21 protein-coding genes are annotated in these 20,618 nt (G+C 42.0%); 18 read left to right on the top strand and 3 right to left on the bottom strand.

Going from position 1 to position 20,618, the window contains the following annotated elements:
- Positions 1 to 107: 107 nt before the first annotated feature.
- Both AC0VYC_RS01625 and AC0VYC_RS01630 read left to right on the top strand, forming a co-directional pair.
- Positions 108 to 263 (top strand): hypothetical protein, encoded by a 156-nt coding sequence (locus AC0VYC_RS01625; RefSeq protein ID WP_230677034.1) that lies wholly within the window; start codon positions 108 to 110, stop codon positions 261 to 263.
- Positions 264 to 305: 42 nt separating this feature from the next.
- Positions 306 to 539, top strand: coding sequence for a hypothetical protein (locus AC0VYC_RS01630; RefSeq protein WP_427243967.1), 234 nt, complete (start codon positions 306 to 308; stop codon positions 537 to 539).
- A gap of 30 nt (positions 540 to 569) precedes the next feature.
- Here the strand turns inward: AC0VYC_RS01630 and AC0VYC_RS01635 are convergent, their stop codons facing one another.
- Positions 570 to 1,631: a DUF4352 domain-containing protein gene (locus AC0VYC_RS01635; RefSeq protein WP_024719008.1), complete on the bottom strand. Its 1,062-nt coding sequence runs from the start codon at positions 1,629 to 1,631 to the stop codon at positions 570 to 572.
- Between the two features lie 539 nt (positions 1,632 to 2,170).
- On the opposite strand from AC0VYC_RS01635, the gene AC0VYC_RS01640 reads away from it, so the two are divergent.
- Complete coding sequence (locus tag AC0VYC_RS01640; protein WP_008342138.1) at positions 2,171 to 2,599, top strand: cell wall hydrolase; 429 nt, start codon at positions 2,171 to 2,173, stop codon at positions 2,597 to 2,599.
- A gap of 112 nt (positions 2,600 to 2,711) precedes the next feature.
- Positions 2,712 to 3,494: a glucose 1-dehydrogenase gene (locus tag AC0VYC_RS01645; RefSeq protein ID WP_072367531.1), complete on the top strand. Its 783-nt coding sequence runs from the start codon at positions 2,712 to 2,714 to the stop codon at positions 3,492 to 3,494.
- 19 nt (positions 3,495 to 3,513) lie between these two features.
- On the opposite strand, the gene AC0VYC_RS01650 is transcribed toward AC0VYC_RS01645, so the two are convergent.
- Both AC0VYC_RS01650 and AC0VYC_RS01655 read right to left on the bottom strand, forming a co-directional pair.
- On the bottom strand, positions 3,514 to 4,554 hold the full coding sequence (locus AC0VYC_RS01650) for an acyltransferase family protein (RefSeq protein WP_017358596.1): 1,041 nt from the start codon (positions 4,552 to 4,554) through the stop codon (positions 3,514 to 3,516).
- Positions 4,555 to 4,767: 213 nt separating this feature from the next.
- A complete protein-coding gene (locus tag AC0VYC_RS01655) occupies positions 4,768 to 5,760 on the bottom strand; it encodes an LLM class flavin-dependent oxidoreductase (protein ID WP_039166397.1) in 993 nt (330 codons plus the stop codon).
- A 417-nt stretch (positions 5,761 to 6,177) separates the two neighbouring features.
- On the opposite strand from AC0VYC_RS01655, the gene AC0VYC_RS01660 reads away from it, so the two are divergent.
- The 14 genes from AC0VYC_RS01660 (at position 6,178) to AC0VYC_RS01725 (ending at position 20,541) form a co-directional block, all read left to right on the top strand.
- Entirely contained in the window at positions 6,178 to 6,780 is a 603-nt protein-coding gene (locus AC0VYC_RS01660; protein ID WP_017358594.1) for a TerD family protein, read from the top strand.
- A gap of 20 nt (positions 6,781 to 6,800) precedes the next feature.
- Positions 6,801 to 7,382 (top strand): TerD family protein, encoded by a 582-nt coding sequence (locus AC0VYC_RS01665; RefSeq protein ID WP_008342133.1) that lies wholly within the window; start codon positions 6,801 to 6,803, stop codon positions 7,380 to 7,382.
- Between the two features lie 41 nt (positions 7,383 to 7,423).
- Positions 7,424 to 8,002, top strand: coding sequence for a TerD family protein (locus AC0VYC_RS01670; protein ID WP_007498343.1), 579 nt, complete (start codon positions 7,424 to 7,426; stop codon positions 8,000 to 8,002).
- A 140-nt stretch (positions 8,003 to 8,142) separates the two neighbouring features.
- A complete protein-coding gene (locus AC0VYC_RS01675) occupies positions 8,143 to 8,922 on the top strand; it encodes a TerC family protein (RefSeq protein WP_007498342.1) in 780 nt (259 codons plus the stop codon).
- An 82-nt stretch (positions 8,923 to 9,004) separates the two neighbouring features.
- Positions 9,005 to 10,198 (top strand): HpcH/HpaI aldolase/citrate lyase family protein, encoded by a 1,194-nt coding sequence (locus AC0VYC_RS01680; RefSeq protein WP_256688975.1) that lies wholly within the window; start codon positions 9,005 to 9,007, stop codon positions 10,196 to 10,198.
- Entirely contained in the window at positions 10,182 to 11,513 is a 1,332-nt protein-coding gene (locus AC0VYC_RS01685) for a phosphoribosyltransferase family protein (RefSeq protein ID WP_256689332.1), read from the top strand. The genes AC0VYC_RS01680 and AC0VYC_RS01685 overlap by 17 nt, the downstream gene beginning before the upstream one ends.
- Entirely contained in the window at positions 11,506 to 12,615 is a 1,110-nt protein-coding gene (locus AC0VYC_RS01690; protein ID WP_058336321.1) for a cysteine protease StiP family protein, read from the top strand. The genes AC0VYC_RS01685 and AC0VYC_RS01690 overlap by 8 nt, the downstream gene beginning before the upstream one ends.
- Positions 12,612 to 13,427, top strand: coding sequence for an HAD family hydrolase (locus AC0VYC_RS01695; protein ID WP_034647502.1), 816 nt, complete (start codon positions 12,612 to 12,614; stop codon positions 13,425 to 13,427). The genes AC0VYC_RS01690 and AC0VYC_RS01695 overlap by 4 nt, the downstream gene beginning before the upstream one ends.
- 70 nt (positions 13,428 to 13,497) lie before the next feature.
- Positions 13,498 to 15,114: a YceG family protein gene (locus tag AC0VYC_RS01700; protein WP_039166379.1), complete on the top strand. Its 1,617-nt coding sequence runs from the start codon at positions 13,498 to 13,500 to the stop codon at positions 15,112 to 15,114.
- Between the two features lie 14 nt (positions 15,115 to 15,128).
- The gene (locus AC0VYC_RS01705; protein ID WP_024719000.1) at positions 15,129 to 16,223 is read left to right on the top strand and encodes a toxic anion resistance protein; all 1,095 of its coding nucleotides are present in this window, start codon (positions 15,129 to 15,131) and stop codon (positions 16,221 to 16,223) included.
- A gap of 400 nt (positions 16,224 to 16,623) precedes the next feature.
- The gene (opuAA, locus tag AC0VYC_RS01710; protein ID WP_017358586.1) at positions 16,624 to 17,889 is read left to right on the top strand and encodes a glycine/proline betaine ABC transporter ATP-binding protein OpuAA; all 1,266 of its coding nucleotides are present in this window, start codon (positions 16,624 to 16,626) and stop codon (positions 17,887 to 17,889) included.
- 10 nt (positions 17,890 to 17,899) lie between these two features.
- Positions 17,900 to 18,745, top strand: a complete 846-nt coding sequence (gene opuAB / locus AC0VYC_RS01715; protein ID WP_024718999.1) for a glycine/proline betaine ABC transporter permease subunit OpuAB — start codon at positions 17,900 to 17,902, stop codon at positions 18,743 to 18,745.
- On the top strand, positions 18,745 to 19,626 hold the full coding sequence (locus AC0VYC_RS01720; RefSeq protein ID WP_024718998.1) for a glycine betaine ABC transporter substrate-binding protein: 882 nt from the start codon (positions 18,745 to 18,747) through the stop codon (positions 19,624 to 19,626). Before opuAB ends, AC0VYC_RS01720 begins: the two co-directional genes overlap by 1 nt.
- Before the next feature lie 108 nt (positions 19,627 to 19,734).
- Complete coding sequence (locus tag AC0VYC_RS01725) at positions 19,735 to 20,541, top strand: alpha/beta fold hydrolase (RefSeq protein WP_475390001.1); 807 nt, start codon at positions 19,735 to 19,737, stop codon at positions 20,539 to 20,541.
- Positions 20,542 to 20,618 lie beyond the last annotated feature (77 nt).

The raw sequence follows: 20,618 nt of genomic DNA on the forward strand, positions 1-20,618 counted from the left end.
AGAACTTGTAGATTTTTTCTACAAGTTTTTTGTTTTGTATGTTTAAGTGAGTGATAAAAAAGGGCTGATAGAATTGAGAAATGCAATTGATAGAGCTTTAGGTTCTGTTGCACATTTATCAATCTGACTATGAAGGCGATGAGCAAAGGTTCGAGAAATTAATCACTCCTTATGTAGAGGAATACATACAAGAAGATGATGCAGTTGATCCGATTGACATCATAAAAGGATATGATGCTGAAAAGGGGAATTTATCTTCATAGTATGTTGTATCCTTTTGTCAGTATACGCCTTACAATAAGGAGGTGCGAAAATTGCCCGCAGCTTTCAGTTATGGAATCATCTGTTTCATCGCTTTTCTACTAATCATTTTCGTTATCACCCATAAAAAACTAGAAAAAAAACTAGATCTCACAATTTTGATTGTAGTAGCCACCACATTATTGATGGTGAATGTCTTGTGGGTGTGGGTCACCATTTTCTTCCTTACTTGTTTGTATGTCGGAATCAAATATAGACATCAATCAAAAAAAGACTAAAGAAAACCCCCGGAAACCGGGGGTTTTTCTTTAGTTCTTGATGAACTTTTCAACCAACGAGCTTGTTTTGTAGTCGTTCAAATCAAGTTTCCATTGGTCGATATCGTTTTTCTTCATGTTCACTTCTACTGTTTCTTCAGAAGATGATGGTCCTAATTTTTTAAATTCATCTGGATAGATAGAAAGTAGATATTTCTGTGCATCATCATAAGATGCTGTACGGTTTTTGCTGTAGAATTCAGTTGCTTTTTCTTTTAAACGATCGACAAGCGGGCTTGCATCAATTGGTGTAAGTGTCACAGTCACGACAGCTTTATCACCGCTGATTGATTTTGTTTTCGTTGATACTTTTGATTTTTCAGCTAATGTTTCTTTTACAGCTTTTAGAAGCTTATCAAGGTTTTCGTCTTTTGCTGAGCTAGATGAAATACCAGAAGAAGAAATGTAGCCTTGTTTGAATGATTTATCAAATTCGTTTACGACAGTTGATTTGTTATCACCTGTTAGTTTTTCGAAATCGTCATTTTTCTTGCCAAAAATCATGACATCAATATAAGAAGAAAGGGCTTTTGCAGACGCTTGAAGTGTATCTGCCTTTTTCATCAAGTCTTTTCCTTTAATATCGAATTCTAGTGTTTTGTCATCTTTTTTCGATCCAGTACCAGGCTCTGTGTAAACCAATTGATAGTCTTTTTCTTTATCAACCACAAAGAAAAGACCACCTTTTGATACTTTACCTGCATTTAGAGAGCTGGAAGATAATACTTCGTTGTAGTCATCAGGAGAGATGGTAGACACCTGAGCGTCATCTTGGTAAAGCGTAAAGTTGCTTTTATCCACATTCAATGGTTCTTTGCTGATGTTTTTTACAGATACATTCACTTTTAGGACATATTGATCATCCTGAACAGATGTATCGTATTGAGGTGGTAAAGTGTACTCAGCACTTTCTACTTTTACTTCAGCTGCATCAAGGGATTTTTTTGTATCGCTTTCTTTCGCAGCAGTTTTGTCTTTTCCACCACTACAAGCAGCAGCGACAACAGTTACACACAAAATCAGAAGAAACAGGGATAATTTCTTTTTAAACATGAGATGTTTTCCTCCTCGGGTTTTATGGTGAATTTCATTGGAAAGCTTTAGTTCATATCGTTCTTTTTGCACAAAAAGAAAAATACTGTATGTTTTTTACTGTAGAATGAAGCGAAAGTACTGTCAATACCTCAGTGCGTTCGAAAGGTTCATCCACTTCAAGTAGTAAAAATGACACTATGTTGAGAGGAGAAATGTGTATTTTATTGTTTGAAATCTCCTGTAAAAACTCAACATTTTATATTTTAAGGTTTTGAGTCGGATTATTGAATAGGTTCAAATGACTGTTTTTGAAGAAGATGTAGCAAATAGAAGGATTTTTATGACTTGTAAATGAGTCGTTAGTAATGAATATTTTTTCCTGTGATGTGTATGATCACTAGGTTTGTGTGTTGTTGACATAGAGACACTTGTCCAGCGAAATGTTGAGGTATTTAGACAGGCTCTCGACACGGAATGTGTCTTTTCCCTTCAAAATGGCAGTCATCTACACAGAAACCCTACATAAAATAAAAGAGAAATGAATGGGAGGTGGATGTATGGCAGTGGTAAGAGCGACAAGCTCTGATATTGATTTAATGGCCAGACTGCTGAGAGCCGAAGCGGAAGGTGAAGGGAAACAAGGGATGCTGCTTGTAGGAAATGTAGGCATCAATCGTTTGCGTGCCAACTGTTCTGACTTTAAAGGGCTGCGTACGATTCCACAAATGATTTATCAGGAGCATGCGTTTGAGGCAGTCACGCATGGCTATTTTTATCAGCGAGCACGAGAAAGTGAAAAGACACTTGCACGGAGGAACATTAATGGTGAACGATTTTGGCCTGCGAAATTCAGTCTTTGGTATTTCAAACCGCCTGGAAATTGTCCATCCACTTGGTACAATCAGCCGTTTGTGGCAAGGTATAAGTCACATTGCTTTTACCAGCCCACAGCTGAAACTTGCGAGAATGTTTATAACACCTTTTAGCTTGATGAACAGCACAATCCTTTGTATTCAAGAGGATTGTGTTTTTCTTTTTTTCAAAATGGGTAACCATTGTGTATCAACAAGATGAAGCACGTGATTGGAGGAAATGAAGATGTATCAAGATTTAAAAGGGAAAACAGCCATTGTGACAGGTTCTTCTAAAGGGATTGGACAAGCCATCGCCTTGAGGTTTGGACAAGAACAAATGAACGTGGTTGTGAATTATAAAGGTGATGAAGAGGGTGCTGAAGAAACAGTACAAGCCATCCAGCAGCATGGAGGTAGGGCGGTGAAAGTACACGCAGATGTCTCCAAAGAGGAAGGGATTCAGGCGTTAATGGATGCCGCGCTGGAGAATTTTAACGCACTAGATGTGTTCGTCAATAATTCGGGATTTAATGGTGAAGAAGCAATGCCGCATGAAATGACGTTGGAACAATGGCAAAAGGTCATTGATGTGAATATCACAGGCTCATTTTTAGGAGCAAAGGCAGCAATCGCCTATATGATGGAGCATGATGTGAAAGGATCAATCTTGAATATATCCAGTGTCCATCAAGAGATCCCGCGTCCGTTCAATGTTCATTACTCTACTTCTAAAGGAGGAATGAATATGATGACGAAGACGCTGGCTCTTGATTATGCCGAAGCGGGTATTCGGGTCAATGCGATTGCACCAGGTACGATGGCAACGGAATCAAATGACGACCTTCAAGATGAACAGAAAAAACAAAAGCAGCTTGAGAAAATTCCAATGAGAACGTTTGGCGAGCCAAAGGAGATTGGGTCCGCCGCTGCATTTCTCGTATCGAAAGAAGCTGCCTATATTACAGGTACTACATTATTTGTTGATGGAGGAATGACACTTTATCCATCTCAATTAAATGATGAATAATAGAAAAACATCCGCCCCATTAGCCGGCGGATGTTTTTTCTTTGTAGCGGTGTGCTGACTTTGCTGGTTTGCCGAGCAGCATAGGATACTTGCTCAAGAAAGAGATACATGGCACCATGAGCAGCAATGTACCGATCGTATAAAAGAGCGTCCAAGAAAGCTGCGCTGTATCAGAGATATTGATGCCTAGTCCGTAATAAACAAATGCCTTCATGATATCGATACCGGCAAATTGCAGGACGAGAATCACAATGGAATGACGTCCGAGATACGTCAATATCGTGGACGTTTTCAATTTGAAGCTTAAATAAATAACAGCAGCTGAACCGAGCAGTGCACAAGCATAAAAAATGAATAGATCCCCATAGTCATTGACCCGCATATCAATTCGTGAATTAAAGCTTTGCATATATGCAGTCAGTACAAGCAGACCTGTACATAACAGAAGGGTAGGATCTGTTTTTAATTCCACAAACCATTGTTTTGCTAAAAATCCGATTGAATAAAACACAACAGCCGTTAACGCAACGTTGGCATTCCAAGGGAGACTCTGGTTTAACAATAGCGTGGAAGCATATCCGGCTCCGCCGCAAAGGACGGTCAGTAAAATCAATACAGCTGGTTTTCCTTTTGTCAGACGATGCATCAAGAAAAACAACATTTCCACTAAAAAGAGCGTCGTTAAAAACCAGATGGCTGGGTTATGCGTCAGTCTTGCTTCATCGGCATTTGAAATGAAAATCCCTGTAAAAGGAACGAAGGGATCAATATCTGTTTGCCCCTTAAAGGCGAAAAATCGGGTCACCGTGAACCAGAAAACGTACGTAATAATGGAGAAATAGAGATAAGGTAAGAGCAAGCTTTTTGCTTTTTTCTGTATAAATGACATAGCAGGTTGTGAGGATGATCGAAACATCATACCTGATAGTAAAAAGAAGAGTGGCATATGAAAAGAGTATATAAATTGCTTGAATGAATCAGGAATGGGTACATGTGCCATAACGACGAGCAGAATGCCGATTCCTTTAGCCGCATCCACCCAGTCGAGTCGCTTATTCATGGCCAGTCATCTCCTTCCTTCTCAGCATTGTAAACCGTTACTTCATATGTACCTCTACTATATAAAAGGTACACCTACCATGCGTTTACAGTTCGCTAACGATTAGAAGACACATTTGCGATCAGATGACAGAAGGAAGCTTTTTGACATCTCGATGTTACATTTCCCATTTTTTATGACAATGTAAAAAAAGAAGCCAATGAGAGATTGGCTTCAAAATAGTTCTGCGATTCGTTCAAAGGAACGCTGTTTTTCCATTGGATCAAATGAATTGTTTAATATCATGATCTCGTCCGTTTGATAGCGGTCCATTAAGATTTGTAGCTGTTCTTTCACTGTTTGCTTTGAGCCAACAATCATTCGCTGGCGGTTTTGTAACACTTTTTTCTTTTCTTGCTCAGTGTAATGATAGTTCTCTGCTTCTTCTATAGAAGGAACGCGGCTGTCCAGCCCTTTTTCAACCCGAAGTAGCCATAAATCTGTACTGGTGGCAATGCGGCTTGCTTCCTCGTCTGTGTCTGCGCAGATCACAAAGACAGCAAACATAGACTGAGGCTGACGTGAGAAAACGGATGGAGAAAAGTGTGACCGATACGCTTCAAAAGCTTGCCGGCCTCGTGCAGGATGAATAAAATGTCCGAAAATATAGTTGATTCCAAGTGATGCCGCCTGGATGGCACTGTTTTCCCCGAGTCCAAGCAACCAGACTGGCGGATAAGAATCAACGAGCGGAGCCGCTTTCACTCCTGCATGCCGATGACCAGAAGGCAGGCTGTCAGATAAGTAAAAAAGAAGGTCCTCCAGCTGACGGTCAAATTGAGACAGTTCTTTCTTGACGCCGTCTGTCAAAGCGAGTCTCGTCCTTTCAATTCCGCCTGGGGATTTACCAACCCCGATCTCAATCCGCCCAGGGTAAAGGGCTTCAAGCTGGCGGGTGACTTCTGCTACTTTAAAAGGGCTGTACTGCGGGAGTAAAATCCCCCCAGAGCCTGTGCGCAATGTCGATGTGTGTGAAGCAATATGTGCCATTAATATTTCAGGCGCTGTACTCGCGAGTCCTCTCGTGCTGTGGTGTTCAGCAAACCAATATCGCTCATACCCCAGTGTTTCCGCAAGCTTGGCCAGCTCTGTCGTATGAACCAATGTTTCTTGTGCGGATTGGCCTTTAGGGATGGCGACTTGATCTAATATATGAAGTGATGGCATCATCAACACCCTTTCATCAATACGTTGAATTCTATTCATAAGTATAAAGAAAGTCAGGAACGGAAGGAAATGAAAGGGTTTATCACAGCTATGTACATGAATTTTCTATATCAACATATGAAGTGGGTGCGCGCCCTGTTTTTAAGCGAGAGGCTGTGTAACGGGAACATTCGACAATGTTTCACATGAAACACTTCTTTTACGACATGAATCATTTTTGTCATGGATCTTTCTTTAAAAAAATATCATCATATTGAAACCTCTTTTATACATAGATCGTATATACTAGTAAATAGAAAAAAGAGTAAGAGGCTCCAATGTCATTTCATGAATTTTGTCGAATTTTCATGTATGATGATTTTAATAGGGTCCATCGCTTAATAAATAGATTTTTATTATGCTGGAGGAGTGATTGATTTGGCGATTACATTAGAAAAAGGTCAACGTATTGATTTAACAAAAGGAAAAGCAGGACTAACCAATATTCTAGTTGGACTTGGCTGGGACCCTGTGTCACAAGGCGGCGGTTTTCTTGGAAAGCTGTTTGGCGGCGGAGGCGGCGCTGATATTGATTGTGACGCTTCAGTGCTGATGCTGAAAAATGATAAGTTTGTTGAAAATAAAGATTTGATTTACTTTGGTAACTTGAAAAGCAAATGCGGCAGTGTTGAGCATACAGGTGACAACCTGACAGGTGAAGGAGACGGAGATGATGAACAAGTCCTCGTCAACTTAAGCAAGGTGCCAGGCAATGTGAATAAATTGGTGTTCGTTGTGAACATTTATGATGCACTTAGAAGAAACCAACACTTTGGTATGATTCAAAATGCTTACATCCGAATTGTTGACCGTTCAAACAATCAAGAGTTAGTGAAATATAATTTGAAAGATGAATATGCAGGTAAAACATCATTAATCGTTGGAGAGCTTTATCGCCACGAGAATGAGTGGAAATTTGCAGCTGTAGGAAATGGTACAAACGATGCGAAGCTTGCCGATATTACGAGAAACTACATTTAATTAGAAGGGAGAGGTTCCTAGTGGGAATTTCTTTAGCGAAAGGTCAAAAAATCGATTTAACAAAAACGAATCCAGGTTTAACAAAAGTAGTCGTAGGTCTTGGCTGGGATGTAAACAAGTATGATGGCGGACATGACTTTGATCTAGACGCAAGCGTATTCCTTTTAGATGCAGCAGGGAAAGCAAACTCTCCATCTGACTTTGTCTTCTACAATCAAACAACTGGCGGTGGCGGAAGTATCGTACATACAGGCGATAACCGTACAGGTGAAGGAGACGGAGATGACGAGCAGGTCAATGTTGATCTTTCAACTGTACCAGCAAGTATTGAGAAAATCTCCTTCGTCATTACAATCCATGATGCAGAAGCACGCAGCCAAAACTTTGGACAGGTGTCTAACGCTTACGTCCGTATTTTAAATGCGGCATCAAATGAAGAGCTCATTCGCTATGATTTGGCAGAAGACTTTTCAATTGAAACAGCGATTATTGTAGGTGAATTATACCGTCATGGCGGAGAGTGGAAATTCTCAGCTGTTGGATCAGGCTATCAAGGCGGACTTGCTCGCATTGCAACAGACTTCGGCTTAGATATCGGGTAACGCCCGTTTTCATATTTTCAGGAGATAGGAGAGATACGAATATGGCGATTCAGCTTTCAAAAGGACAACGTGTCGATTTAACGAAAACCAACCCAGGGCTGACAAAAGTGATGATCGGACTTGGCTGGGATACGAATAAATATTCAGGCGGAGCCGAATTTGATTTGGACGCTTCGGCTTTCTTAGTAGATGCAAACAATCGTTGTCAACAAGATACAGACTTTGTGTTTTATAATAATCTGCAGCATCCAAGCGGCAGTGTCACTCATACCGGTGATAATCGTACGGGTGAGGGAGATGGAGATGACGAGCAAATTCTCGTTGATTTCTCGAAAATTCCTGCTAACATTGATCGTATCGGAATTACAGTTACGATTCATGATGCAGAGGCGCGCAGCCAGAATTTTGGACAAGTCTCTAATGCATTTGTTCGTGTTGTAAATGAAGAGGGCGGGGAAGAATTGATTCGTTTTGATTTAGGCGAGGACTTCTCAATTGAAACAGCTGTCGTTGTATGCGAACTATACAGACACGGCAGCGATTGGAAGTTTAACGCAATCGGAAGCGGATTCTCTGGCGGACTTGCAGCTCTTTGTCAAAATTATGGGTTAGAAGTGTAAAGAGAAGAAACAACTTCATTCAAGAGGCGCTGCCAATGACTCATATGAGGGTATTTTCCAAAGTGAGAAAGAAACAGCGATCAAGAATAACAGCAGGCGAAAGCCTGCTGATGCTTCTACACTTATAGGAGGAAAACCAGTTGGACATTTTGAAACATATGTTGGATACGTATGCCTCGTTTTTTGATTGGCATATGTGGGCAGAGGTATTAACAAACCCTGTCTCTTGGGGACTTATTGGGACCCTTGTCGTGCTTGAAGGTTTGTTGTCAGCGGATAATGCACTTGTATTAGCTGTTATGGTGAAACATTTACCTGAAAAGCAGCGTAAAAAGGCATTAACCTACGGATTAATTGGCGCTTATTTCTTCCGTTTTCTATTTATTGGCGTAGGGATGCTGCTTATTAAGTTTTGGTGGATTAAGGTTCTAGGCGCTGCATACTTAGCTTGGCTGGTCATTAAGCACTTCTGGTTAGGTGACGGAGATGACGAAGCGAAGGAATTGAAAAAAGAAGGCTGGATGATTCGTGTATTTGGCGTCTTCTGGGCAACTGTTATTTCTGTAGAAATTATGGACCTTGCCTTCTCGGTAGACAGTATTCTTGCTGCATTTGCTGTATCTGAGGAAGTATGGATTCTTCTTTTAGGTGGAATGCTTGGAATTCTCATGATGCGTACAGTGGCACAATTATTCCTTGTGCTCATCGACCGGATACCAGAGCTTGAGAATACGGCATTTATTCTCATTGGAATTATTGCCATCAAAATGGGCTTAAGTGCTGCTCATATTGAAATCCCGCATCTTGCATTCTTTGCGATTATTATCCTAGCGTTTATCGGAACGTTTATTGTTCATAAAATCAATAAGAAGAAGCATCAAGGTGTAACAAACGAAGCTGCGGCTTCAAAAGAAGAATAGGACGATCAAAAAGGAATGGAGTTGACTAGCGGCTCCATCCTTTTTTGAATCATCAAGTCATTACAACAGGAGGTGGCACTGCATGCGATATTTTCGTTTTTTATCAGAGACGAGGCAGCACGATATTTTTTTTAAGCGGCCGGCGGCAGTTCATTCATTGACGCCAAGGCATGTACTTGCGCATGCATTAGGTGCTACTTTATATATGCCTGCGACAAGACAGGATGTAGCAGACATGCTGCTTTCGCAGAAATATGAAGCGCTTTGCTCTGTTGTGTTTTGCTTGGAGGACGCCATTGGTGATCAGGAAGTGGACATGGCTGAACAGAATATAGTGGCACAATTGACCTGCCTTTCTGAGACAATTCATCACTCTCCAGAAATAGCTGAGCATTTGCCGCTTTTATTTATTCGGGTTCGTTCGCCTAAACAGCTGCTCAAAATGGCAGATTTGCTCGGTCCCTCTCTTCATTTACTGACTGGTTTTGTGTTTCCAAAGTGCTCCGTTCACAATGCAAAGGAATATGTGAACAGTTTGAAACAGGCTTCAGCACAAACTCAGAAAACACTATACGGAATGCCCATTTTAGAAACACCAGATTTACTGGAAAAAGAAACGAGATATCAGGTGTTGTCTGAATTAAAGCAGATCATGCTGAATGATGAGGAATATATTTTGAATATTCGCATTGGGGCAACGGATCTGTGTGGATTATACGGCATTCGCCGTGATCGCGAGACCACCATTTATGAGATTAGAGTCATTGCTGAGTTGATCACAGATATCATCAATTATTTTGGTCGTTCTTTTGTGATATCAGGAGCTGTATGGGAGCATTTTGGACCGGCACGAAAAGAACAAAATCCATTCATCCGTGCAATTTCTAAGAGCGGTGAATCTTCCTCATCTGAACTCGATCATATGCAAGGTCTGCTCAAAGAGACAAGGCTGGATGTGGTAAACGGTATTCATGGCAAGACAGTCATCCATCCAACACATCTCAAGCCAGTTCAAAGCATGTACGTTGTCACAAAGGAAGAGTACATGGATGCATTAAGTATTTTAGAACATGCAGATGGTACAGTCGGCGTGATGAAGAGTACCTTCTCTAATAAAATGAACGAAACGAAGCCGCACTATCGCTGGGCGGAAAACATTTTAATGAAGTCAGACATTTACGGGGTGTTTCATGAAAATAGAAGCTATATCGACATACTCACAGAATCAGAAGCCGCATACGCTGAACATCTTGGAACATATGGAGGTGGAGCTTAACCTCAAAGAGGGTACGCTTCAGCTTGAAAAAGAACATCTTTTTGACATGGCGGCACGGGTGAACAAAAAGAGAGCCTTTTTATTTGTTAGTAAGGTGCTCGGGAAACATATGCCTGTTCACCCGTTGAAACCACTCCTCATCTCAGGTCTTTTGGCAATGGCTTATGCAAAAGAACAAACAGGCAAGACGCCCCCGCATCAAGACGATATAGTAGAAGCACTAAAAACGAATGATCATGTTAAGTTAACCGAAGCCTATGCTGTGCTCAAAAAAGAGAAGCTTTCTGCGGTAAACGAGCCGATTATGATCGGCTTTGCTGAAACGGCAACTGCGCTTGGTCATGGTGTGTATGACGTCATAGAAGGAGCATCTTACATTCATACGACACGTGAACAGCTGTTGGATCTTGATCCTTCACTCGTATTTGAAGAGGAACATTCTCATGCGACAGATCAGCTTTGCTACGCAGACGACGCCTTACTTCGGACGGATCGCCCGATTGTGCTAGTAGATGATGAGGTCACGACAGGTCGGACAAATATGAATATCATTCGGGATCTGCACGCAAAGCACCCTAGGTCCTCTTATACGATTCTATCCATTTTAGATTGGAGAACAGAGGAGCACGAGGAAGCGATGCTTCAGCTTCAAGAGGAGCTAGGGGTAAATATCACATCATTATCTTTATTAAAAGGGCAGATGATGTTTCGGGGGACAACGCTGGATGAGCCTGCTTATTCGTATGAAATTGCTGAGCAAGAGAAAAGACCTGAACTCTCTTTTCATTCTCTTCAATCCTTCTTTAAGCAAGTGCCATATTCACTTTCCCATGCAGTCAATCCGGCGGGGCATTCGCCGTATATCCATGAAACAGGTCGTTTCGGTTTAAGCGCAGCGGACACGGATGCCATTGATCAAGCAGCTGCTGAGGCTGGGCTGAAGCTTCAGCGAAAACGAAAAGGAAAACAGACCCTCTGCTTAGGAACAGGAGAATTGATGTATGTGCCGATGAGACTTGCAGCTCATATGGGCGAAGGTGTCCTTTTTCATTCGACGACAAGAAGTCCGATTCATCCGGTTGAAAAGGAAGGGTACGCTGTTCAAAACGGATTCGCATTTTTGAGTCCAGAAGATGCCCGCATTCAGCACTACGTGTACAATATCCCTAAAGATCAGTACGATGATGTCTTTTTGTTTTTTGAGAAAAAGGTGTCTCAAGAAGCTTTGATGCCGCTGATCCACTTATTTGCTGAGCGGCATGTGAAGCATGTGCATATTGTGACTTTATCAGATGAGGTGAAGGTGAATGACTAACGTGTATACAAAGATGGGAAGCTATCCAGAGCAGGACGTAACCTTCTTACTCAAGGATTTATCGTCGATTGAGATGGAGAAAAGTACTGAGGAGCGGGAGCGCTCTATTCAGAGCGGTGCCCATTACTCAGAAATGCTGCCAATTGAATATAAGCCGACGGCATCTTATATGGACTTATTCTATCAATCTCTTGAAGAAAGTAAGCAAAAGGTAGCGGAAGCCGTAGCGGTTGTCGCAGAACAAATTGTGAAAAAGCGAGGATTTCAAACCGTTCTTTGCAGCTTGGCACGGGCTGGGACACCAATCGGGGTGCTCATTAAACGGTATATCAGAAAGACGTATGGTCTCGATTTGCCGCATTATAGCATCTCTATTATTCGTGACCGTGGAATAGATGAAAATGCGCTACATTATATCCTCAAAGAACATCCAGGTTTTGAGATTGCCTTTATTGACGGCTGGACCGGAAAAGGTGCTATTTCTAAAGAGCTTCAAAAAGCGGTGCTTGATTTTGAACAGAAATATGGAATTCGTCTTTCGAGTGAGCTAGCTGTGCTTGCTGATCCTGGTTATTGTACGAGTGTTTACGGAACGAGAGAGGATTTCCTCATTCCAAGTGCCTGCTTGAATTCAACGGTCTCTGGCCTAGTTAGTCGAACGGTGCTAAACAACCGCTGGATCCAAGCCGATGATTTTCATGGGGCCAAGTATTATGAAGAGCTCATTGATGAGGATGTCTCTAATCTGTACGTGAATACAATTGAAGAAGCATTTTCTGAACTTAAGGCAAATGTACAAGAGAAAGCAGAGACTCTGCTCGCACAAGGAACGCCTCCTGACTGGCGGGGGATGACCTCCATTGAAGCAATTGGTCAGGAGTTCAAAATAGACAATACACATTTGATTAAGCCGGGTGTCGGTGAGACGACCCGTGTGCTGCTCAGAAGAGTCCCTTGGAAAATACTCATTCAGCCTGGATCTCGGGAGAAGCTCAAGCACATTTTACTACTCGCAGAGGACAGAGGCGTGCCCGTCATTGAATATGCCAACATGTCCTACACATGCTGCGGACTCATCCGCCCGTTGGAGCAATCGTCATGAAGAATATCGCATTTGCCAGTGATTTAGACCGGACACTGATATACTCACATCGAATGCTGGAGCAGTATGCATACAAGGGAGCATACGAATTAATTGAGGTGCTGGACGACCGGCCGCTTTCCTACATGTCTATTGAAACGAAAGCCTCCTTACAGGCAATTCATCAAGCAGGCTGGTTTATCCCAGTGACGACAAGAACGACAGCACAATTTGAACGAATCACTCTCTTTCAGCAAGAGATCAAACCAGAGTATGCCGTCACGACAAACGGCGGCTGTATCCTTCATCACGGTAAGCCGCTTGAGGAGTGGCAGGCGATTGTAGATGAGAGACTGCAAGAGTGTATGCCGGTGAGAGATATGCTGCGGGCGATCTCTGAACTTCCGGTTGCCGCTTGGGTGAAACGTACTCGAACAGCTGAGGGAAGATTTCTTTATTTAATTATGAAAGACGAGTTTCTTTCTCATATTCCGCTCGCTGAATTAAGGCTGTGGGGTGAGGAGAGAGGCTGGCAAGTTTCCCTTCAGGGTCGAAAGCTGTATTTTATTCCAAAGCCGCTCAATAAGTGGGCTGCTGTTGCTTTTCTAAAAGAAAGGCTACACCTTGAATATGTATATGGTGCGGGCGACTCCTTGTTAGATGCTGATCTCATACGTCAAGCGGATAAAGGCTTCGCTCCGAGTCATGGGGAAGTCTTAGATGTTGATCTATCGCTTGAACCGACGACAGCCTCTGGCATGGCGGCGGCAGACGAAATCGCCGCTTCTGTCGCAAAGAAGATGAACACAGCAAAAAAGCCTTCGATTCGATAGCAGAAGTAGAAGGCTGAATGATATGATAGTAGTAGCTTTCGAGAAAATATAGGAGAAAGGAAGGAGCGGCGTGAGCTATAAAGAAATCAACGTAACCCAGACACGGGCGAAACAGGAAGCCTGGAAAAACCTGCTGAAAAAGCCGCTCCCTGAACGAGACGGCTACGTCAAGGACGAGCACACCTTATCCTTGCCGCGTCTCGCCGCCCGTGTCCTTGGAACTCCGCATGATGCAACCGATTATTTTATTTATTTGCATGAATTATACGAAACTGACGGCATGCATATTTTAAGTGAAACCCTCAACCGGCATATTGAGCCGGAGCACTTTCAAGCGCTCCAGCGGATTCATATGATCAATCAGGAAGAAAAGGGATTGTCCGTGAATCGATTTGTGGCTTTCTTAGACGGTGAACAGCTCATTGTCCGTCATCCAAACCCAGTGATGAACCGGCATATCCGCCTTTCGTTAATCCAGGTGTTTGAACATTTCAAGCAGCTGCATGAAGGGGGATTCCAGCATCCTGATTTCCGCCGTGTGTTGCTAGATGTGGTGAAGTTTTCAAATAATCATCTAGGACCATGGCTGAAGGAAGGCAATATGGAAGAAAAAATGCCAGCTGTCATTTGGTATGGAGAGGCGAATAAAAGTCAGCTTTATTTTCTTTACTATGTCATGCTGATTGGCTGTGATGTGGTGCTGTTTCATCCAGAAGGCAAGGATCAATTTCGTGAATTAGATCCAGAAGAAAAGCTGACTTTTATTGATCAGTATCCAGGGACGTCAAAGCTTGAACCGTTCCCTACTGAAAAGCCTGAGAGGAAATCAACGGTGGCGTACCGTTCGACAAGAGAGCTTGAAGAGGTACTTCACACAGAAGATTCCATGCTATATAAGCCATGGCAATTCAGAGATCATACCCCTCATTCTATTACGCTAAAGACAACGTATGATGAGCTGTTTTTAATTGCAAAGGAACGGTCGTTTATCCGCCCGAATTTCAAAGCAGACCGTGACACCATACAGATTCCGAATCTTTTTGCGAAGATGATGGGGGTGACGAGAGACAAGCGAGAATATTGGGACCGTATCCATACGCTAATGGAGGGGAAAGAAACGAAAACGATCCGTCATTTCCCTTTCACACAAGAAGTGTCTTCGAATTATCAATTTCATTATCAGCATGCACTCTCTAAAGCAGGAGAGGTTGACCCTGGTTTGTTAATGAAAAGCAATGTGTGGCAGTTCTCGCATTTATATGAGGGCACGCAGCGTGCGATCGCAGAGGCCATTTCTCGAATTTGTCAGCATCCGAAGCTGTTAAAAGAAGGTCATGAGACCGAATTAGATGTGCGTATTTATTTATTCAAGCAGCTTTTGCATATGAACCAAGATGTAATTGAACTCATTCAAACCTTTGATTATGCCCAGACTGTACCGAAAGTGATTTTATACCATACGGAATATAATGGTGAGCTGACTCGTTCTGATGCGGCTGCCCTGATTTTCCTAAATGAAATGGGTGTGGATCTCTTCGTGTATCATCCCGCCGGCTATCAGTGTATAGAGCGGTATATAGACGATCAATTATTTGATACACATTGGCTTGATGAAATGGTCATGAACCAAGAGTTTAAAGAGCCGTCCATTGTGAGAAAGTTATTTCAATCCATTAAAAACCGATAAGGAGATCAAAGCTTATGACAAATACAAACGGAAATGACATCATTTCAATTGATAAAGAGGAAATCACGATTGAAAAGGCAGACGATATTCGCGTTCAACTGCGCAATGAACCAGAAGTCCAAAACATTGCGAGACAGATTGATGCCAAAAATCAGCTTGAACTGCTTGAATACGGAAAACAGCCGGCTGTCGAAATCTCTAAGTTTTCTGACCGTATCCTCTCTATGATGCGTTCAACAAGTGTCACAGACTCAGGAACGATGCTTACACAGCTTGGAAAGATTATGGATCGTTTTGATAAAAATGATTTTGACGAGCCAAAGGGCGGTTTGTTATCAAAAATCTTTAAACGCGGCGGCAGCATGATCGAGAAGATTTTCAGCAAATATCAAACGCTCGGTGCAGAAATTGAAAAAATCAATGTGGAAATTAGTAAATACAAAGATGAAATGACCAAATCGACGGTTACGCTTGAAGAAATGTATGAGCATAATATTCAATACTATATGGAGCTTGAAAAGTATGTCGTCGCAGGGCAAATGAAGATCGAAGAATTAAAACAATTGGTTCCTTCTTATGAAGAAAAAGCGGCGGGGGGAAACCAGCTGGCACAAATGGAGCTGGATACGCTTCGTAATGGGATTCAAGCGCTTGAAGAACGTGTATATGATCTTGATATGGCACGGATGGTGGCACTTCAAACGGCACCGCAAATCCGTTTGCTGCAGCGTGGTAATACGAAATTAATCGGGAAAATTAACTCTGCCTTCATCATTACGATTCCAATTTTCAAAAATGGAATCATTCAAGCGGTAACAGCGAAGAGACAAAAGCTTGTGGCTGATTCCATGAGTGAGCTGGACAGAAGAACGAATGAAATGCTGAAACGAAATGCTGAAAATATCTCAAGTCAAAGTGTTGAGATTGCTAAATTATCAGGTCGTCCAAGCATCGACATTGAAACGATCGAATCATCCTTTAATACGATTGTACAAGGGATGAAAGAGACGAAGCAGATTGAAGAAGAAAACAAACGATTACGTGAGGACGGAACAAAACGTATGCTTGAACTTCAAGATAATATTAAGAGAGCTGCCCTAGAGTCCTAAAAAAACAGGCTGTCTGTAACGAAAGTTGCAGGCAGTTTTTTCATGAATTTGATTAAAATTTGAGAAAAAAGGTTTTTATGTGACCTTTTTCGGGTAAATCCTGTTCAGGGGCATGGTTCACCCATGAAAGAAAAAGCCCGCTATCACAAGGATTCGACTTATTTTTTAGCACAATAAGGAATTTCCAGTAAAATATTGTCTGGTGAGAGAAAATACCCCGTAAAATATGTAGTTTATGAAGCATTCTATAGGATTTACGAGTAATACGGCGTATAAACTGTAATCACCAGACCTCTATATGGAATTCATACATATTGTACGGAAATAAGCGAATTCTAAAGATTGTTCGCATCATAACGCTTATGTTACGGTTATAAAGATGCTAATTTGGAGGGAAAAAATGAATTCTGAAGAGAGAAAGATCAAAATCAAGATAAATAATGTATCTAAAATTTTCGGTAAAAATGCTAAAAAAGCATCTCAAATGCTTGAAAAAGGGAAGACAAAGAGAGAAATCCTAAAAGAGACCGGCGCAACAGTTGGTGTCAATCGAGCAAATTTTGATGTGTATGACGGCGAGATATTTGTCATCATGGGGCTATCAGGGAGCGGAAAGTCCACACTTGTGCGGCTGCTAAATAGGTTAATCGAACCAACCTCCGGCGAAATTTATATTGATGGGGATATGATAACAAATATGTCAAAGGATCAATTGCGTGAAGTTAGACGGAAAAAGATCAGCATGGTCTTCCAAAACTTCGCATTGTTCCCGCATCGTACCATTCTGGAGAATACAGAATACGGGCTTGAATTGCAAGGTGTAGAAAAAGAACAGCGCCGCTCTAAAGCGCTTGAATCTTTAAAGCTTGTTGGACTTGAAGGTTTTGAAGAGCAGTACCCAAATCAATTAAGTGGCGGTATGCAGCAGCGTGTTGGATTGGCACGTGCACTAGCTAATGACCCTGATATTTTGTTAATGGATGAAGCATTCAGCGCACTAGATCCATTAATTCGTAAAGACATGCAGGATGAATTGCTTGAGCTTCATACGTCTGTAGGAAAAACAATTATTTTCATCACGCATGATTTAGATGAAGCGCTTCGTATTGGCGACCGCATTGTCCTCATGAAAGACGGGAATATCGTTCAAATCGGAACACCAGAAGAAATTCTGATGAACCCATCGAACGAGTATGTTGAACGTTTCGTTGAAGATGTAGACCTTTCTAAAGTATTAACCGCTGGTCATATTATGAAACGTGCAGAAACAGTTCAGATTGATAAAGGGGCACGTGTTGCGCTCACGCTCATGAAGAACCTTGGTATTTCGTCTATCTATGCAGTAGATAAGAAAAAGCATTTATTAGGTGTTATTTCTGCACAAGCAGCGAAAAAAGCGGCAGAAACGGGTGCGTCGCTAGAAACTGTTCTTGATAAAGAATTTACGACAGTATTGGAATCAACGTATTTAACAGAGATCTTTGACGCGGTGTCTGATGCGAACATTCCAATTGCCGTTGTAGATGAGAAAAACAGAATGAAGGGTATTGTGGTCAGAGGTGCATTGATTGGTGCATTATCAGGTAATGATGAATATATCAACATGTCTTCTAACAAGCTAGAGGAAATTAAAGCACAAGAGCCTTCTGCACAGGAGGTAGAATAAGATGTTTAGTATGAGTGATTTACCTAGAATTCCGTTCGCGGATTATATCGATCAATTTGTTGACTGGTTAACATTAACCTTTGGTGGTTTCTTTGATGGCATCACAAATGGATTAGCTGGAACAGTAAATGGTATTGTAGCTGCACTTGGCGTCATTCCATCCATTATTTTAACGCTTATCTTTGCCGGCATTGCTTGGTGGATCAGTACAAGAGGAGTTGCTCTTTTCACACTTATTGGATTCTTACTGATCGACTATTTAGGCTACTGGCAGCCAATGCTGCAAACACTTGCGCTCGTTCTGACAGCTGTGGTCATTTCTATCGTGATCGGGGTTCCGATCGGTATTTGGGCATCACAGAAGGAAACAGTGCGTAAAATTGTCACACCTATTTTAGACTTAATGCAGACAATGCCTGCATTCGTTTATCTTTTACCAGCAATCTTCTTCTTTAACATTGGAGTAGTACCTGGCGTTGTGGCATCGGTTATTTTCTCTATGCCGCCAACGATTCGTATGACCATTCTCGGGATTAAACAAGTACCATCTGATTTAATTGAAGCAACAGAAGCTTTTGGTTCAACGACATTCCAGCGTTTGTTCAAAGTTCAGCTTCCACTTGCTACAAAAACCATCTTAGCTGGGATTAACCAAAGTATCATGCTTGCTCTATCCATGGTCGTCATTGCGGCAATGGTAGGTGCACCAGGACTTGGTTCGGAAGTATATAGTGCAGTAACGCAGCTGAAAACAGGGATTGGTTTTGAAGCTGGTATTGCCATTGTTATCGTAGCGATTACACTGGATCGTATTACACAAAACATTAAAACGAAAAAAACCAGGGGGAATGCTTAATGTGGAAAAAGTCTCTCTACATTGGGATGACCGCCCTGCTTGTCTTTTTACTAGCCGCTTGTGGTGCAAAGTCGGACTCAAATGCGAGTGCAGCACAGCAAGTGAATAAAACCATTATCGGTATTGATCCGGGTTCAGGTATTATGGCGCTGACGGATCAAGCGAAAAAGGACTACGGTTTAGAGGATTGGACGGTTGTGTCTGCCTCAAGTGCAGCGATGACAGCGACATTGAAGAAATCGTATGACCGTAAAAAACCGATTATCATCACTGGCTGGAATCCTCACTGGATGTTTTCCCGCTACGATTTAAAATATTTAGATGATCCGAAAAAATCATATGGTGAGGAAGAAGAAATTCACACCATTTCACGTAAAGGATTTGCGAAGGATCAGCCGGAAGCAGCCAAAATGCTCAGTCAATTTAAATGGTCTCAAGATGATATGGGCGAAGTGATGCTTGATATTCAAGATGGCGTCAAACCAACGGATGCTGCTGTTAAATATGTGAAAAAGCATAAAGATCAAGTAGCGAAATGGACAAAAGGCGTGAAAAAGTCAAACGGTGACAAAATCAATCTTGCCTACGTTGCGTGGGATAGTGAGATTGCAAGTACCAATGTGGCCGCAGAGGTATTGCGTGAGCTTGGTTTTAAAGTGACCTTGACTCAGGTTGAAGCAGGCCCAATGTGGACAGCAATTGCAACCGGAAGTGCTGATGCATCATTATCTGCATGGCTTCCAAATACGCATAAAACGTATGCAGCGAAGTTTAAAGGAAAATATGATGATCTTGGTACAAGTATGAAGGGTCTTCGCATGGGTCTCGTTGTTCCGACTTATATGAAAAACGTCAACTCGATCGAAGATTTGAAAAAATAGCCAATTGTATAACAGTTCCCTTATAATAGAAGGGAGCATATGGAAAAAGCAGTCTGCTCAAAAAGCGACTGCTTTTTCTTATATATAAGGATGGTGGATGAGTTGTCGATGGTGGAAAAACCAATGATGATTTTCCTGCACGGTGGAGGCGTAAGCAGCTGGATGTGGCAGGAGCATATGGAAATATTCAAGGAAACGTATGAATGCTATACCCCTGATTTTATTGGTCACGGGACAAGAGCAAATGAAACATCGTTTTCCATGCGAGAAAGTGCTTTTGAAATCATTTCATGGATAAAGGAGCATGCACATGGTCGTACAGTCATTCTAATTGGCTTCTCTCTAGGTGCACAGGTAGCCGTTGATGTGTTATCGAGAGAGCCAGACATCGCAGACATCGCCATTATCAATAGCGCCCTTGTGTTGCCATTACCATGGCTCTATTTGATGGTAAGGCCCATTTTACCTCTTACATATCCGTTATTAAAAAAAGATTGGTTCATCCAGCTGCAAGCAGAAAAGATGGGACTTCCAAACGATGTACTGGATTATTATGCAGCGGATTCCAAACAATTGCAGAAGAAGACGCTGCTTACGATGTTTCAAGAAAATCTTCATTACAAGCTCCCTGAGACGTTTCAACAAGCGAAGGCACGGATTCTTGTGACAGTGGGAGAAAAGGAAAAGAGCATTATGACTAGGTCAGCAGAGAAAATCACGAATGCACACCCGAATGCAGCCGGGTTCATCGTTCCTGACATTGGACATACGTTTACTTTTGAAAAGAAAGAACTTTTTGTCGACATGATCAAAAGCTTTATAGAAGAGCGTGCGTTACCAGCGGAATTAAAGGAAATAAGGAAGCTAGGCCATTTAGAAAGTGAAGATGAGCATAAAAGGGGCAGGCATGTATAAGACATTGTATGATATAGGTATAAAACGCTTACAGATGCATGGGTGTATGGATGGAAGCTCGTAAGTGAGCCATGAAG

It is taken from the genome of Bacillus sp. iso_77, from assembly GCF_056173625.1.

What these genes read in the sequence shown, in the direction of transcription:
- AC0VYC_RS01635 (WP_024719008.1), bottom strand. Translation starts at nt 1,631, where the DNA reads ATGTTTAAAAAGAAATTATCCCTGTTTCTTCTGATTTTGTGTGTAACT.
- AC0VYC_RS01680 (WP_256688975.1), top strand. Translation starts at nt 9,005, where the DNA reads ATGCGATATTTTCGTTTTTTATCAGAGACGAGGCAGCACGATATTTTT.
- AC0VYC_RS01720 (WP_024718998.1), top strand. Translation starts at nt 18,745, where the DNA reads ATGTGGAAAAAGTCTCTCTACATTGGGATGACCGCCCTGCTTGTCTTT.
- AC0VYC_RS01690 (WP_058336321.1), top strand. Translation starts at nt 11,506, where the DNA reads ATGACTAACGTGTATACAAAGATGGGAAGCTATCCAGAGCAGGACGTA.
- AC0VYC_RS01725 (WP_475390001.1), top strand. Translation starts at nt 19,735, where the DNA reads ATGGTGGAAAAACCAATGATGATTTTCCTGCACGGTGGAGGCGTAAGC.
- AC0VYC_RS01640 (WP_008342138.1), top strand. Translation starts at nt 2,171, where the DNA reads ATGGCAGTGGTAAGAGCGACAAGCTCTGATATTGATTTAATGGCCAGA.
- AC0VYC_RS01685 (WP_256689332.1), top strand. Translation starts at nt 10,182, where the DNA reads ATGGAGGTGGAGCTTAACCTCAAAGAGGGTACGCTTCAGCTTGAAAAA.
- AC0VYC_RS01705 (WP_024719000.1), top strand. Translation starts at nt 15,129, where the DNA reads ATGACAAATACAAACGGAAATGACATCATTTCAATTGATAAAGAGGAA.
- AC0VYC_RS01695 (WP_034647502.1), top strand. Translation starts at nt 12,612, where the DNA reads ATGAAGAATATCGCATTTGCCAGTGATTTAGACCGGACACTGATATAC.
- AC0VYC_RS01645 (WP_072367531.1), top strand. Translation starts at nt 2,712, where the DNA reads ATGTATCAAGATTTAAAAGGGAAAACAGCCATTGTGACAGGTTCTTCT.
- opuAA (WP_017358586.1), top strand. Translation starts at nt 16,624, where the DNA reads ATGAATTCTGAAGAGAGAAAGATCAAAATCAAGATAAATAATGTATCT.
- AC0VYC_RS01670 (WP_007498343.1), top strand. Translation starts at nt 7,424, where the DNA reads ATGGCGATTCAGCTTTCAAAAGGACAACGTGTCGATTTAACGAAAACC.
- opuAB (WP_024718999.1), top strand. Translation starts at nt 17,900, where the DNA reads ATGAGTGATTTACCTAGAATTCCGTTCGCGGATTATATCGATCAATTT.
- AC0VYC_RS01650 (WP_017358596.1), bottom strand. Translation starts at nt 4,554, where the DNA reads ATGAATAAGCGACTCGACTGGGTGGATGCGGCTAAAGGAATCGGCATT.
- AC0VYC_RS01655 (WP_039166397.1), bottom strand. Translation starts at nt 5,760, where the DNA reads ATGCCATCACTTCATATATTAGATCAAGTCGCCATCCCTAAAGGCCAA.